Origin of the sequence: Mesorhizobium sp. M0960 (genome assembly GCF_040319055.1) — a bacterium.
In the GTDB taxonomy this organism is placed as follows: Bacteria; Pseudomonadota; Alphaproteobacteria; order Rhizobiales; family Rhizobiaceae; genus Mesorhizobium.
Map to the genome: position 1 here is coordinate 122,732 of NZ_JAMYNN010000015.1, position 14,296 is coordinate 137,027.

Annotated in this window: 12 protein-coding genes; 7 read left to right on the forward strand and 5 right to left on the reverse strand. The window is 62.9% G+C overall.

All coding sequences use genetic code 11. From position 1 onward, the window contains the following. Window positions 1–11: 11 nt before the first annotated feature. Both NKH63_RS23705 and NKH63_RS23710 read left to right on the forward strand, forming a co-directional pair. Entirely contained in the window at window positions 12–1,514 is a 1,503-nt protein-coding gene (locus NKH63_RS23705; RefSeq protein ID WP_352481879.1) for an AMP nucleosidase, read from the forward strand. Between the two features lie 79 nt (window positions 1,515–1,593). Next, a complete protein-coding gene (locus NKH63_RS23710; RefSeq protein WP_352481880.1) occupies window positions 1,594–2,631 on the forward strand; it encodes an endonuclease/exonuclease/phosphatase family protein in 1,038 nt (345 codons plus the stop codon). Window positions 2,632–2,662: 31 nt separating this feature from the next. Here NKH63_RS23710 and NKH63_RS23715 read toward each other — a convergent pair whose 3' ends face one another. From NKH63_RS23715 to NKH63_RS23725, 3 genes are all read right to left on the reverse strand, one after another. Further along, window positions 2,663–3,259: a DUF922 domain-containing protein gene (locus tag NKH63_RS23715; RefSeq protein WP_352481881.1), complete on the reverse strand. Its 597-nt coding sequence runs from the start codon at window positions 3,257–3,259 to the stop codon at window positions 2,663–2,665. A gap of 110 nt (window positions 3,260–3,369) precedes the next feature. Next, window positions 3,370–5,049 (reverse strand): electron transfer flavoprotein-ubiquinone oxidoreductase, encoded by a 1,680-nt coding sequence (locus NKH63_RS23720; RefSeq protein WP_352481882.1) that lies wholly within the window; start codon window positions 5,047–5,049, stop codon window positions 3,370–3,372. Between the two features lie 106 nt (window positions 5,050–5,155). Continuing rightward, window positions 5,156–5,338, reverse strand: coding sequence for a hypothetical protein (locus tag NKH63_RS23725; protein WP_198030476.1), 183 nt, complete (start codon window positions 5,336–5,338; stop codon window positions 5,156–5,158). Here NKH63_RS23725 and NKH63_RS23730 point away from each other — a divergent pair. The 3 genes from NKH63_RS23730 (at window position 5,289) to NKH63_RS23740 (ending at window position 7,776) form a co-directional block, all read left to right on the forward strand. Continuing rightward, a complete protein-coding gene (locus tag NKH63_RS23730) occupies window positions 5,289–5,933 on the forward strand; it encodes a hypothetical protein (RefSeq protein WP_023718372.1) in 645 nt (214 codons plus the stop codon). The genes NKH63_RS23725 and NKH63_RS23730 overlap by 50 nt on opposite strands. A 37-nt stretch (window positions 5,934–5,970) precedes the next feature. Beyond that, window positions 5,971–6,852 carry a uracil-DNA glycosylase gene (locus tag NKH63_RS23735; protein ID WP_352481884.1) on the forward strand — a complete coding sequence of 294 codons (882 nt, stop codon included), beginning with the start codon at window positions 5,971–5,973 and terminating at the stop codon, window positions 6,850–6,852. Between the two features lie 105 nt (window positions 6,853–6,957). Further along, window positions 6,958–7,776: a helix-turn-helix domain-containing protein gene (locus NKH63_RS23740; RefSeq protein WP_352481886.1), complete on the forward strand. Its 819-nt coding sequence runs from the start codon at window positions 6,958–6,960 to the stop codon at window positions 7,774–7,776. Here NKH63_RS23740 and NKH63_RS23745 read toward each other — a convergent pair whose 3' ends face one another. Both NKH63_RS23745 and NKH63_RS23750 read right to left on the reverse strand, forming a co-directional pair. Continuing rightward, the gene (locus tag NKH63_RS23745) at window positions 7,777–8,754 is read right to left on the reverse strand and encodes a DMT family transporter (RefSeq protein WP_502896355.1); all 978 of its coding nucleotides are present in this window, start codon (window positions 8,752–8,754) and stop codon (window positions 7,777–7,779) included. Continuing rightward, complete coding sequence (locus NKH63_RS23750) at window positions 8,751–8,966, reverse strand: hypothetical protein (protein ID WP_023718376.1); 216 nt, start codon at window positions 8,964–8,966, stop codon at window positions 8,751–8,753. The genes NKH63_RS23745 and NKH63_RS23750 overlap by 4 nt, the downstream gene beginning before the upstream one ends. Window positions 8,967–9,120: 154 nt before the next feature. Here NKH63_RS23750 and pepN point away from each other — a divergent pair, with 154 nt between their 5' ends. Both pepN and NKH63_RS23760 read left to right on the forward strand, forming a co-directional pair. Beyond that, a complete protein-coding gene (gene pepN, locus NKH63_RS23755; protein WP_352481888.1) occupies window positions 9,121–11,766 on the forward strand; it encodes an aminopeptidase N in 2,646 nt (881 codons plus the stop codon). A 181-nt stretch (window positions 11,767–11,947) separates the two neighbouring features. After that, a complete protein-coding gene (locus NKH63_RS23760) occupies window positions 11,948–14,275 on the forward strand; it encodes a PAS domain-containing sensor histidine kinase (RefSeq protein WP_023718378.1) in 2,328 nt (775 codons plus the stop codon). Window positions 14,276–14,296: the final 21 nt, after the last annotated feature.

Genomic DNA, 14,296 nt, shown 5'->3' on the forward strand with positions numbered 1-14,296 from the left:
TATATTGGGTCATGGAAAAGCGAATCTATCCCCAAGCCATTGAATCGGTCGTCACGCCGGAGCCGTTTGGCCGACAGAGCTTCAACGACGCCAAGAAGGCGGTCGCCGCCCTGCAGGTGCTTTACGACCGCAATACCAAGTTCCTGCGCGATTCATTTGCCGCGCTCGCCGCGGGCGGCGACAACAACAAACGCTACCGGGCCTTCTATCCGGAGATCGGCGTCACCACGAGTTCGTTCACCCAGATCGACTCGCGGCAGGCCTATGGCCACATGCCGACGCCGGGGCATTTCTCGACCACCGTCACCCAGCCTGCCCTTTTCGAAAGCTATCTCACCGAACAGCTTCGGCTGATCATGCGCAACCACGGCGTTCCGGTCACGGTTTCGGAATCGACCACTCCCATCCCGCTGCATTTCGCCTTTCTCGAAGGCACGCATGTCGACGGCACTGCTGCCGAGCGCATTAAACGGCCGATCCGTGACCTGTTCGACGTGCCGGATCTCGACGGCACCGACGACCAGATCGCCAACGGCACGTTCGAAGTGGCATTGGGCGAGGCACGGCCGCTGGCACCGTTCACCGCGCAACGGATCGACTATTCGCTGCATCGGATGTCGCATTACACCGCGACCAGTCCCCAGCATTTCCAGAACTTCGTGCTGTTCACCAATTACCAGTTCTATATCGACGAATTCGTCGCCCGTGCACGCGATTTGATGGCCAATGGCGGTGACGGATACGTCGAGTTCGTCGAGCCGGGCAATATTGTGACCAAAGTCGGGGACAGCGCGCCCGGTGAGGGTGCCGCGCCGCCTCGCCTGCCGCAGATGCCGGCCTATCATCTGAAGAAGCCGAACCATGGCGGCATCACCATGGTCAATATTGGCGTTGGCCCTTCCAACGCCAAGACGATCACCGACCATATCGCGGTGCTCCGGCCGCATGCCTGGGTGATGCTCGGCCATTGCGCCGGTCTGCGCAACACGCAGGCGCTGGGGGATTATGTGCTGGCGCATGCGTATGTACGGGAAGACCATGTCCTCGACGACGACCTTCCGGTCTGGGTGCCGATTCCGCCGTTGGCTGAAATCCAGGTGGCGCTGCAGGAAGCGGTCGCCGAGGTCACCGGGCTTTCCGGCTACGACCTCAAGCGCATCATGCGCACCGGCACCGTCGCCACCATCGACAACCGCAATTGGGAGTTGCGCGACCAGCGCGGGCCGGTGCAGCGGCTGTCGCAGTCGCGGGCGATCGCGCTCGATATGGAATCGGCGACGATCGCCGCCAACGGCTTTCGCTTCCGGGTGCCCTATGGCACGCTGCTTTGCGTCTCCGACAAGCCCCTGCATGGCGAATTGAAGCTGCCTGGCATGGCGACCGAATTCTACAAGCGGCAAGTGGCGCAGCATTTGACCATCGGCATCAGGGCGATGGAGAAGCTGGCCGACATGCCGATGGAGCGGCTGCATTCGCGCAAGCTCAGGAGCTTTTCGGAAACTGCCTTCCAGTAGCTGCCGATCGCGTGTGTCGGTCCACGGCAGGACGTTTCGTCATCTTGATTGAACCGCATTTCTGCCGATAGACAAAGCGATGGCACGTGTTCGAGACATGACGGTTGCGCTGGCGTTCGTCGCAATGCTTGCACTCTCGGTCGCGCTGGTGGCCGGGTTCTTCGGATCGCTGCATCCGGCCTTCGATTCTTTTGCTCATTTCCGCGTTCATTTTGCCGTCTTGATGGCGCTTTGCGCGCTGCCGCTGCTCGCCACCTCGTTTCGCCTGCAGGCCGCCGCCGGATTGCTGTTTGCGGTGGCCGCCTTTGCCACCACGTCGAATGCCTTGCCGCTTTCGCGGCTATGGCAGGTGCAGGCCGCCTACGACGCTAGGCCCGGCGGCGAGGCGGTCTACCGCCTGCTGCAGATGAACCTCAGGTTCAACAATCCAACGCCTGAGAAGGTGCTGTCGCTGATCGGCCGGACCCAGCCTGATGTGATCACCCTCGATGAGGTGTCCGAAATGTGGAAGGCAAAGCTTGGGCTGCTGTCCGGCGCTTATCCCTACCGGATCCTCTGCCCGTATCCCAATGGCGTGTTCGGCGTTGCGCTGCTGTCCAGACGACCGTTTGCCGCGGGCACAGAGCCGCACTGCGACAGCCGCGGCGCGATGGCAATCGCTACGGTCGATTTCGGCGGAACCGACGTCGATGTCGCCGCCATCCACCTCACCTGGCCATGGCCGCACAACCAATCACGGCAGATTGACGGACTGTCGAACGAAATCGTCTCGCTTGGCGAGACGTCGATCCTGGCGGGCGACTGCAACGCAGCGCCATGGAGCGCCGCTGTCCGGCGCGTCGCATCGCTTGGCAAGCTGACTGTAATGCCATCGGTCGGGCCGACCTGGCTCTACAGAAAGCTGCCGGATTTCCTGCGCTTCGCCGGACTGCCGATCGACCAGGTTTTCAGCAAGGGCGCTATCGCCATCCGTTCGGCGTCGACCCTTGGGGACACCGGCTCAGACCATCTGCCGGTGCTGGTGGAATTTTCGCTGCGCTCGGGTGGACAAGAGCCGCTCGACGAGCACCAGACGGCGACCGCATTTGCGGCGCTGCCTGGCGGGGCCCGAAGCTGAAAATCCGCAGTCCAATCTCTACCCTGGCTTATTATTGGCCCACAAAAGCGCGGATGAGGTGCTCGACGGGGCCGCCGTCGCGATGCTCGCGCGCATCGAAGGCCTTCTGCTTTGCTTCATATTCGGCATAGATGGCATTGATCCGGCGCTTTGCCTCGCGACGTGCCTCGAAACAGTGCGGGTCATCACCGACTGTCAACCCTCGAACCGACTTTTCGGTGGCCCGCATCATCTGTCTGGCGATGCGGCCATGGGTCTCTTCATGGGCGCGGACGCCAGCGAAGAACCGCTTCCACCGCTTCTGCAGTGCCGGCGACGTGGCTGAGGCTAGTTTGGGATAGGTATAGAAGAGATTGAGCGTCCCGTTGGCCTGGCGCAGGCGGCAGACGCCGTTTTCCGTATAGGCGTCGAAGGTCCAATCATCGACGCTGTAGCCGGTCTGCGCGATGGCGTGGGTCATGAAGCCGTGCTTCGGCCCACTGCGATCCATGGCCTCGATCAGGGCCGCGCCGGTGGTTCCGGCAATGTTATAAGTTCGTGTCTTGACCAATACTTTAGTGTCGGCCAAGGCTAAAGGGGTGCACAACGCCCCGATCGCCACAGCGCTCGTCAGAACTGCCAGACGCATTTTCCTTCCTCCCTGTCGTCACAGAAAGGAAACACAGGCAGGCGGTCTATTCAACAATCCTATGGTTGCGCTGCTCCTCATCTTGTTTGGTCCGGAGCAAACCTTGTGACTTACATGTTCTGGTAGACCGGGCCCTCGCCGCCCTGTGGCGGCACCCAATTTATGTTCTGGTTCGGGTCCTTGATATCGCAAGTCTTGCAGTGCACACAGTTCTGCGCGTTGATGACGAAGCGCACATCCTTGGCCGCAGGATCGGCGGCGGCATTGCCGTCCTTGTCGACCCATTCGTAGACGCTAGCCGGGCAGTAACGCGTCGAGGGCCCGGCATAGACGTCATGTTCGGAGCGCTTCTGCAGGTCCATGTCGGCGACGAGCAGATGGACCGGCTCGTTTTCCTCGTGGTTGGTGTTGGACAGGAACACCGACGACAGCCGGTCGAAGGTCAGCACCCCGTCCGGCTTCGGGTAGGCGATCTTCTGGTGCGCGGCGGCCGGTTCCAGCGTGGCGTAGTCAGCCTTGCCGTGCTTCATCGTGCCGAAGGGCGAGAAGCCGAACAGCGTGTTCAGCCACATGTCGAGCCCGCCAAGGCCGACGCCGACAATGGTGCCGAAGCGCGACCATAGCGGCTTGACGTTGCGCACTTTCTTCAGATCCTTGCCGATGTCGGTGGCGCGCCAGGCGGCCTCGTAGGAGGCCAGCTCGTCATTGGCCCGGCCGGCGGCTATCGCATCGCAGACATGCTCGGCCGCCAGCACTCCTGAAAGCACGGCGTTGTGCGAGCCCTTGATGCGCGGCACGTTGACGAAGCCGGCCGCGCAGCCGATCAGCGCACCACCGGGGAAGGACAGTTTCGGCACCGACTGCCAGCCGCCTTCGGTGATGGCGCGGGCACCATAGCCCAGCCGCTTGGCACCCTCGAAGGTGCCGCGGATCGCCGGATGGGTCTTGAAGCGCTGGAACTCGTCAAAGGGCGACAGATAGGGGTTCTTGTAGTTCAGGTGAACGACGAAGCCGACTGCCACCTGGTTGTCCTCGAGATGGTAGAGAAAGGAGCCGCCGCCGGTCTTCATGTCGAGCGGCCAGCCGAAGGAATGCTGGACAAGGCCCGGCCGGTGGTTTTCCGGTTTGACCTGCCAGAGTTCCTTGAGGCCGATGCCGTATTTTCCGGGCTCGCGGCCATTGGAAAGATGGTATTTGGCGATCAGCTGCTTGGCTAGCGAGCCGCGCGCGCCCTCGCCGATCAAGACATATTTGCCCATCAGCGCCATGCCCGGCGCAAAGCCCGGGCCGTGCGTGCCGTCCTTCTCGACGCCCATGTCGCCGGTGACGACGCCGGTGACCGCACCGGCCTCGTTGTAGAGCAGGCCGACCGCGGCAAAGCCCGGATAGATCTCGACGCCCAGCGCCTCGGCCTTTGTCGCCAGCCAGCGGCAGACATTGCCGAGCGAGACGACATAGTTGCCGTGATTGTTCATCAGCGGCGGCATCAGGATATTGGGCAGACGGAACGAACCGGCGGGGCCGAGAACCAAGAAATGGTCGTCGGTGACCGGTGTCCTGAAGGGATGACCCTCCTCTTCGCGCCAACCCGGCAACAGCCGGTCGATGCCGATCGGATCGACGACGGCGCCGGACAGGATGTGCGCGCCGACTTCGCCGCCCTTTTCCAGCACGACGACGGAAAGCTCGGGATTGACCTGCTTGAGACGGATCGCGGCGGCGAGGCCGGCCGGGCCGGCGCCGACGATGACCACGTCGAATTCCATGCTTTCGCGTTCGATATCGCTCATCGACCCCTCACTGGCTCGCTATTCCCGGCATCTTGCTGGCTCACGCGCTGCATAGCGCATCAAATAGCGACGGGAAACCGGCGCGGACGTGACAATACCGATTTCGTCAAAAAGTCGCGTCCTGCCGCACAGATTCGCGGTGGCGAGCACCAATCTTCAATCCTATTCCGTTTGTAGAGATATGTCGCACTGATGTTTTTAATTGTTCGACGGCTTGCTTATCGGCCATACTTCCCGCCATGCGCATATTCGGGCCGGCTGGCTTTTCATCGACGCGCTTTTTTTTCACGCCCGGCCGGATTTGCCGTGCGGCGTTCTTGGCGCTTCTGCCGCTGGCGGCCGTCGATGCCCGCGCCGACCCACGACTGGTCTGGGCGACCGGCGCCTACTCCTTTTCCGACGAGCGCGGCGGCTTCCGCATCACCGGGGCTTCGGGCGTCGGCACGAAGGAGGATCCGCTCGTCATCACCGAAGAGCTGAATTCAGCGACGCCGGTAACGCTGGCCATTCGCACGACGAAGCCGATCCAGCCGTTCGGCAAGGCTGGAGACTTCGCCAATGGGCTGATGTACATGCGCATCGACGTGCTCAACAATAGCGGCCAGGCCTGGGTCGAGTTCCAGTTCGAACTCCAGGAGATCCTCGACCAGCCGAGCGTGTTCGGCGACGGCCTGTCGTTCGACCAGCGCAACAAAACGCCCGAAAATATCTGGTCGAGCAGCTACGCCGATTTCGACCGCAATTTCGAACCGTATGACCGCCTGCTGTTCAAGAACGGCAAGATCGACCCGCTGAAGACCGCCAGCTTCTATTTCCTGATCACCGACTACACGCCGCGCTGGACGTTCTATCTGGTGCAGGATCCGCGCATACCGTCGAGCTGAACTTGCAAATTCAAGCTCCGCGGCCGAATGTGAAACCATGACTGCCGCCCCCCACAATAACCGAGCCGATCTCGCCGAGCTGCTGGCCTTCTACGCCAGCGCTGGCGTCGATGAGGCACTTGAAGAACAGCCGGTAAACAGGTTTGCAGAAGCCAGGCCGCCGGAGCGGGTACCCGCGGCGGCCGCTCTGCCGGCCGGTGAAAATGCGGCGCCGCAACGCTCGACGAGCGTGTCGCGCGCCGAAATGGGCGAGAGACCGAATACGGCACCGGTAGTGCGAACGCCTCCGGCCACCGCAACGGTGCCCGACGAGGCGCAGGCGGCGTTGGCGCGCCAACTGGCGAGGTCGGCGGCAAACCTCGACGAGCTTCGCCAGCACATGGCGGCATTCGACGGCTGCAATCTCAAATTCACGGCCAAGAACCTGGTGTTCGCCGACGGCAATCCGACTGCCGAGGTGATGCTGGTCGGCGAAGCGCCGGGCCGCGACGAGGACATAGAGGGCCTGCCGTTCGTCGGCCGCTCTGGCCGGCTGCTCGACCACATCCTGGCCGCGATCGGTCTTGATCGAAATTCAGTCTACATCGCCAATGTCATTCCCTGGCGGCCACCGGGCAATCGCACGCCGACGCCGCACGAGACCGAGATATGCCGGCCGTTCATCGAACGGCAGATCGAGTTGGTTGCTCCGAAAGTGCTGGTCAATCTCGGCGGCCCGTCGGCAAAGACCCTGCTCGACACCTCCGAAGGCATATTGCGGCTGCGCGGCAACTGGCGCGTCCACACGACCCCATCCGGCGTCGCAATTCCCGCCATGCCGACCCTGCATCCGGCCTATCTCCTGAGGACGCCGGCGCACAAGAAGCTGGCGTGGCGGGATTTCCTCGAAGTGAAGGCGAAGTTGCGGGCGCTGAGTTGAGGTTCGCGCGCCTCTTCCTTCTCTCTGTGGTGGAGAAGGGAAAGACAGTGCCGATGACTTCCCAGGTAATTGAAATCCCTCTCCCACCGGCCTAGTCATCTCGTCATGACAGCAGTCCAGATTTCCGCCGGCAGTCTCATTCGCGAATGGCGTACACGCCGGCGCATGAGCCAGCTCGACCTCGCCATGGAGGCCGAGATCTCGCAGCGGCATCTGAGCTTCGTCGAAAGCGGCCGCGCCGCACCCTCGCGCGATATGGTGCTGCATCTGGCCGAGCAGCTTTCGATCCCGCTCAGGCAGCGCAACCAGCTGCTGCTGGCCGCCGGCTTTGCCCCGAGCTTCAGTGAGCGGCCGCTTGACGATGCCTCGATGGCGCCGGCGATGGCGGCGGTCGAGACCGTGCTCAAGGCGCACGAGCCGTTCCCGGCGCTTGCCGTCGACCGGCACTGGAACCTGGTGTCGGCGAACGCCGCCATAGGCCCGTTCCTCGCCAATGTCGCCGATGCCTCATTGCTGACGCCGCCGGTCAACGTGCTGCGCCTCAGCCTGCATCCCGGCGGCATCGCGCCGCGCATCGTCAACCTTGCGGAATGGCGGACGCATCTTCTGGAGCGGCTGAAGCAGCAGAACGATGCTACCGCCGATCCGGTGCTGGTCGAGCTCGAGCGCGAGCTTCGGGCCTATCCGTCCGGCCTCAAAGGCAGCCGGCCGGCGCCGGTCGAACCGAATGCGATTGTCCATCCGCTCAAGCTTGCCCATGGCGACGCGATGCTGTCGTTCATCAGCACCATCACCGTATTCGGCACGCCGCTCGACGTGACGTTGTCGGAGCTGGCGATCGAATCCTTTTTCCCGGCCGACGAGCAGACGCGGGCGGTGCTGGTGCGGCTGGCGAAAGGGCGGGCCGACGCGGCGAAAGGCTGATCACCCCTGTGGCGCGATCGCCTTGCGCGTGCGGGTGCGTTCGAGGCCGAGCTGGCGCTCACGCCAGATAATGAAAATGCCCGCTGCGACGACGATAATGCCGCCGACCAGCATGTTGATCGTGGCGACGTCGCCAAAGACCAGATAGCCGACCACGACGCCGAGGATCATCGAGGTGTATTCGAACGGTGCCACGACCGAAGCTTCGGCATGGCGATAGGCCGAGGTCATCAGGATCTGGCCGAGCCCGCCGCAAAAACCCGCGGCAATCAGAAGCCCCGCCTGCACTGGCGTCAGCGCCTGCCAGCCGAATGGCAGCGAAAGCAGCGCCATGACGCTCGCCGTCACAGAGAACCACAGCACGATGGTCGCCGTCCGCCCGCTCTGGACGAGGTTGCGCACCAGGAGCATGGCGATGGCCGAGATCGCCGCGGCCATGAGGGCGGCGATGACGCCGAGCACCTCCTGGTCGCCAAGGGCAGCGCCCGAGCCCAGCAGCGTCAGTTCCGGCCACGAGATGATCAGCACCCCGACCAGGCCGACGGCAACCGCGCTCCAGCGATAGATGCGGATGGCTTCGCCGAGGAAGATCGAACTGAACACCACGACCAGCAGCGGCTGCGCGTAGTTCAGCGTAATCGCCTCGGGCAGCGGCAGCCGCGTCAGCGCGAAGAAGCCGAGCCCCATGGCGCAAACCCCGACAACACCGCGCGCAATGTGGTTGAGCGGGCGCTTTGTCGAAAAGGCGGTGCCGAGTTTCCCCTGGAAGGCGAGGAAGGCGATGATCGGAAAGATGGCAAAGAAGGAGCGGAAAAAGACGATCTGGCCCGCCGGCACCGTGCCTGCCGCCTTGATGCAGGACGACATGCCGACGAAGACCGCCACCGATACGATCTTGAGCACGATCCCGGTTAGCGTGCTGTGTTCGCCGGCGTGGTCGCCGGCAGCAAGCACTGGCAAGTCCCGTTCGGCTGTCACGCCCCTTTTGCTTCCTGGATCGCCGCCAAGATGCGCGCCGGCGTTGCGGGCATGTCGATATGTCTGATGCCGTAGGCGCTATAGAGAGCGTCGGTCACCTCATTGAGCGCGGCACGCGTCGACCCGATCGTACTCGCCTCCCCGGCGCCCTTGAAGGCCTCGCGACGCAGCACCGAGGCGCCCATCCCGAATTTCGGCGTGACGACGGTCATGGAAGCCTCGCGATGATGCTTGGGAAATGATCGCCTGAAATAGACGTCGCTGCAGTTTTGTCGAGGGAGTGTTTCGTGTAAAGAGCGCAGACTTCAATTTATTTGGACCAGCGGACCCGCCCGCCACTCCCGGATCGACAGGAAAAATCAAGGAATGCGCACCGATACCGGCCAGGTCTTCAAGCTCGAAGACTATCGCCCCAGCGATTATCTCATTCCGGAAACCAGCCTGACTTTCCGCCTTTCACCTGAAGCAACGCATGTCACCGCCGTGCTGGCGGTCGAACGCCGCGACGGGATTGCGGCATCAGTGCCGCTGGTGCTCGATGGCGACGGGCTGACGCTCAGCAGCATCGCCATCGACGGCCAGGAAACGAGCCCTGCGGATTTTCTCGCCACGCCCGATCAACTGACAATCGTCAGCCCCCCTGCGGCAAGGCGCTTCCAACTGAGAATCGAAACCGTGCTGGCGCCGGCGCGGAACGAAGCGCTTATGGGCCTCTATCGCTCCAGCGACGTCTATTGCACGCAGTGCGAGGCCGAAGGCTTTCGCCGCATCACTTATTTCCTCGACCGCCCCGACATCCTGTCGGTCTATACGGTGCGCATCGAAGCTCAGCGCCGTGAGGCGCCGCTGCTTTTGTCCAACGGCAACCCGGCCGGCAGCGGCGAACTTGCCGGCGGCAGGCACTATGCGGTCTGGCACGACCCGTTCCCCAAGCCGTCCTATTTGTTTGCGCTGGTGGCGGGCGACCTCGGCAAGATCTCGGACAGTTTCGTTACCCTGTCTGGCCGCAACGTCGAGCTCGGAATCTATGTCGAACCGGGCAAGGAGAGGCTCGCCGGCTACGCCATGGATGCCTTGAAACGCTCGATGAAATGGGACGAGGAGGCGTTCGGCCGCGAATACGACCTCGATGTCTTCAACATCGTCGCCGTATCCGACTTCAATATGGGCGCGATGGAGAACAAGGGTCTCAACATCTTCAACGACAAGTATGTGCTGGCCGACCAGGAAACCGCGACGGACGCCGATTTCGCCAACATCGAAGCCATCATTGCCCATGAGTATTTCCACAATTGGACAGGTAACAGAATCACTTGCCGCGACTGGTTCCAGCTTTGCCTGAAGGAAGGCCTGACCGTTTTCCGCGACCACGAATTCTCCGCCGATCAGCGCTCGCGCGCCGTCAAGCGCATCGCCGAGGTGCGTACGCTGCGCGCCCATCAGTTTCCCGAGGACCAGGGGCCGCTGGCGCATCCCGTGCGGCCGCGCCGCTACCGCGAGATCAACAATTTCTACACGGCGACGGTCTACGAAAAGGGCTCGGAAGTCGTGCGCATGATCCATACCATCCTCGGCGCCGAGACGTTCCGCGCCGGCATGGACCTGTACTTCGAACGTCACGACGGCCAGGCGGCGACGATCGAAGACTTCATCAAGGTGTTCGAAGACGTCTCCGGTCGCGACCTGTCGCAGTTTTCGCTGTGGTACCATCAGGCCGGTACGCCGAACCTGACCGTCAGTTCAGCATATAATCCGGCGGCGCGAGAATTCACGCTCGAAATCGAGCAGTCGGTGCCGCCAACACCGGCGGAAAGCCGCAAGCGGCTGATGCACATTCCGCTTGCCTTCGGCCTGGTTGGCGCCGGTGGCGAGGCGATAGCGCATAGCGGCGTCGAAGGGGCGAACGTCGAGGACAGTGTCATCCATATCCGCAAACGTCGCCATGTCGTCAGGTTTTCCGGGATTGCCGAGCGTCCGGCCATGTCGCTCAACCGTGGCTTTTCGGCGCCGGTGACGCTTTCGGTCGAGCAACGGCCCGACGACCAGTTTTTTCTGGCTGGCCATGACAGCGACGCCTTCTCGCGCTGGCAGGCGTTCAACACGCTTTTGACCGATGCCCTGATTGCAGCCTTCCGTCAGATCCTGGACCACAGGCAACCCGAGTTCAGCGCCCGGCTGACCGAGCTTGCGGGCAAGATAGCCGGCGACGAAGCACTCGAACCCGCCTATCGGGCATTGGCGCTGGCGCTGCCCGGCGAGGCCGATATCGCCCGCGACATTGGCAAGAACATCGACCCCGACGCCATTTTCGCGGCGCGCGAGGCGCTAGTGGTTGCGATCGCCGAGACCAACAGCGAGATATTCTCCAAACTTTACGATCGGCTCGCCGACAATGGTCCGTTCAGCCCGGATGCGACCAGTGCCGGGCGGCGTGCACTGCGCAATGTCCTGCTGGATTATCTCTGCTTGCTGCCGGGAGGCGCGGAACTCGCTGCCCGGCACTTCCAGTCGGCGACCAACATGACCGACCGGGCCGCGGCGTTGACCGTGCTTGCGCACCGTCACCACGGCTCACCGGAGGCGACCAAGGCGCTGGCCGATTTCGAGGCGAGATATGCAACCGATGCGCTGGTCATGGACAAATGGTTCCAGATCCAGGCCAGTGTGCCCGGCCCGCAAACCGTCGATGCGGTGCGCGCTTTGACCGGCCACCCGACGTTCTCGATGGCCAACCCGAACCGGGTGCGCTCACTCATCGGTACGTTTTCCAGCGCCAACCAGACCGGCTTCCATAGCGCCGACGGCGAGGGCTACCGGCTTTTCGTCGAAACGGTGCTGCAGGTGGAAAAGCGCAACCCGCAGGTGGCCGCCAGGCTGGCGACGGCGCTCAGGTCTTGGCGGTCGCTCGAACCGGTGCGGCAGGCCAAGGCAAGGGAGGCGCTGCTTTCGATCGCCAATGCCGAGAAGCTGTCGGCCGATTTGCGAGACATCGTCGAGCGCACGCTGGCCTGACAACGCGCCGGCTCACCACCACAATGGCGTCTCGCCCGAAAACCGCATTATTTTAGTCGATTTTTAATCTTTTTTCGCCGCGCCTCTGGACAAGGCGAATCACCTTTGATTCTTTACAGACGATTCGGAAGTGCGGCGTTGCCGGATCGTCAAGCAGATTGAAAATCGGGGAGTGCCATTTATGGCGAAGGCGGACGCGTGGGGCGCGCCCGGTGGGACGGCTTTTGAACGACGCGAGGCGCGAAGCGACGGTCTCGCCGGCAATACGCGGCTCATCGCCGAACCTGCCTACCGACGGCTGCTGGCAGCCGAGCCGCTGTTGCGGCGATCGATACCGGCCCTCATCATCATCTTTCTGTTGATCATTGCAGTATTGCGCTTTCTGTCGCTGATGAACGAGCGCGACGAGATCGAGCGCGACGCCAAGGCGATCCTTGCGCTGGCCGCGGGCCAACTGGCCAGTTCGATCGCTGCCGACGCGACCATGGTTTCGACGCCCGGCGCGATCCAGGACCTGCTGGAGGGAACCGGCCGTCAGGGCGCGATGGGCCGAAGCCACGTACTGGCGATCACCGACAGCGCCTTCAAGATCATTGCCGTATCGCCGCAGTCGACGCACTGGGAGGGGCGATCGCTCGATGGCGTCGTGCAGGGCGGGCAGCCGCTGTTCATGTTCGGCGACCGCGCCGGGGTGATGGAGGTCAGCATCGGCGGACAGGACTGGTACGCGGCGGTGAGCCTGGCGAATGGCCGAAGGGGTGCCGCGGCAGCCTTTGTGCCGCAGGAGGCAGTTTTTGACACCTGGCGCAAGACGGTCTCGCTCAACGTCACGCTGTTTGTGCTGACGGCCGGCGTGCTGATCATCATCCTCTACGCCTATTTCGGCCAGGCGGCGCGCGCCCAGGCCGCCGACCGCATCTATCTCGAAGCCCACCAGCGCATCGACATGGCGCTGGTGCGCGGCCGCTGCGGCCTGTGGGACTGGGACATGGTGCGCGGCAAGATGTACTGGTCGCGCTCGATGTACGACATGCTGGGCTACGAGCCTTGCGACACGATGCTGTCGTTCGGCGAAGTCGACGAAATCATCCATCCCGAGGACGGCGATTTGTTTGAACTCGCCAACAGGATCGTCGGGCGCGAGATCGACCACATCGACCAGGTGTTCCGGATGCGTCATGCTGACGGGCAATGGGTCTGGATGCGGGCAAGAGCACAGGTTATCGACCCGGAAGCCCCGGAGATCCAGCTGATCGGCATCGCCGTCGACGTCACCGAGCAGCGGCACCTGGCGCTGCGCTCCGAAGCCGCGGACCTGCGCCTGAGGACAGCCATCGAAAACATCAACGAATCCTTCGTGCTGTGGGATTCGTCCGAGCGCCTGATCATGTGCAATTCCAAATACCAGCAGGATAACGGCCTGTCGGATCGCGACGTGATGCCGGGCGCCCCGCGCGCCGTGCTGGATGAACGCATGTTGGCGTTCGCCTCGGAGCGGCGGCTTGCCAATACCAACGGACCGCAGGGGGGCGTGACCTTCGAGCGCCAGCTTGCCGACGGCCGCTGGCTTCAGGTGAACGAATTGCGGACAAGGGACGGCGGCACCGTCTCGGTCGGCTCCGACATCACCCAGATCAAGCTGCACCAGGAGAAGCTGGTCGACAGCGAGCGCCGTTTGATGGCAACGATTCACGACCTCAGCCTTGCCCGTCGGGCGGAAGAAGAACGGGCCCGCGAACTCGTCGAGCTCAATCGCAAATACATGAAGGAAACCGAGCGGGCGGAAGCGGCGAACCGGGCCAAATCTGAATTCCTGGCCAATATGTCGCACGAGTTGCGCACGCCGCTCAACGCGATCATCGGCTTTTCGGAACTGATGGAACGGGGCCTGTTCGGGCCGCTGGGTTCGCCGCGCTACGAAGAGTATGCCACCGACATCAACGGCAGCGGCAAATATCTTCTCGGCGTCATCAACGATATCCTCGACATGTCGAAGATCGAGGCCGGCCAGTTCGCGCTGGATCAGGAACAAATCGATCTCTGCCCGCTGATCAGGGAAACGGTTCGCGTCGTTTCGCTGCAGGCGGCGGAAAAATCGATCACCGTCGAAACCCGCATCGCCGATTCGCTGACGCTGTTCGCCGACCGCAGGGCGATCAAGCAGATCCTCATCAATTTGTTATCGAATGCCGTGAAGTTCACCGGGCAAGGCGGCCACATCTCGGTCAGGGCCCGCAGCATTTCCAGCGCGCTGATCCTGACGATCGAGGACAATGGCTGCGGCATCCCGAAGGCGGCGCTGAGCAAGCTCGGGCGGCCGTTCGAACAGGTGCAAAACCAGTTCTCCAAGAGCCATGCCGGCTCCGGCCTCGGCCTCGCCATCTCGCGCTCGCTGGCCGAGCTTCAGGGTGGCGCGTTGAAGATCCGCTCGACCGAAAGCGTCGGCACGATCGTCTCGGTACGCATCCCGATCAAGAAAGCCACGCAGGCGGTCAAGGCCGCTGCCTGAAACGACAAAATAAGTCTCCGG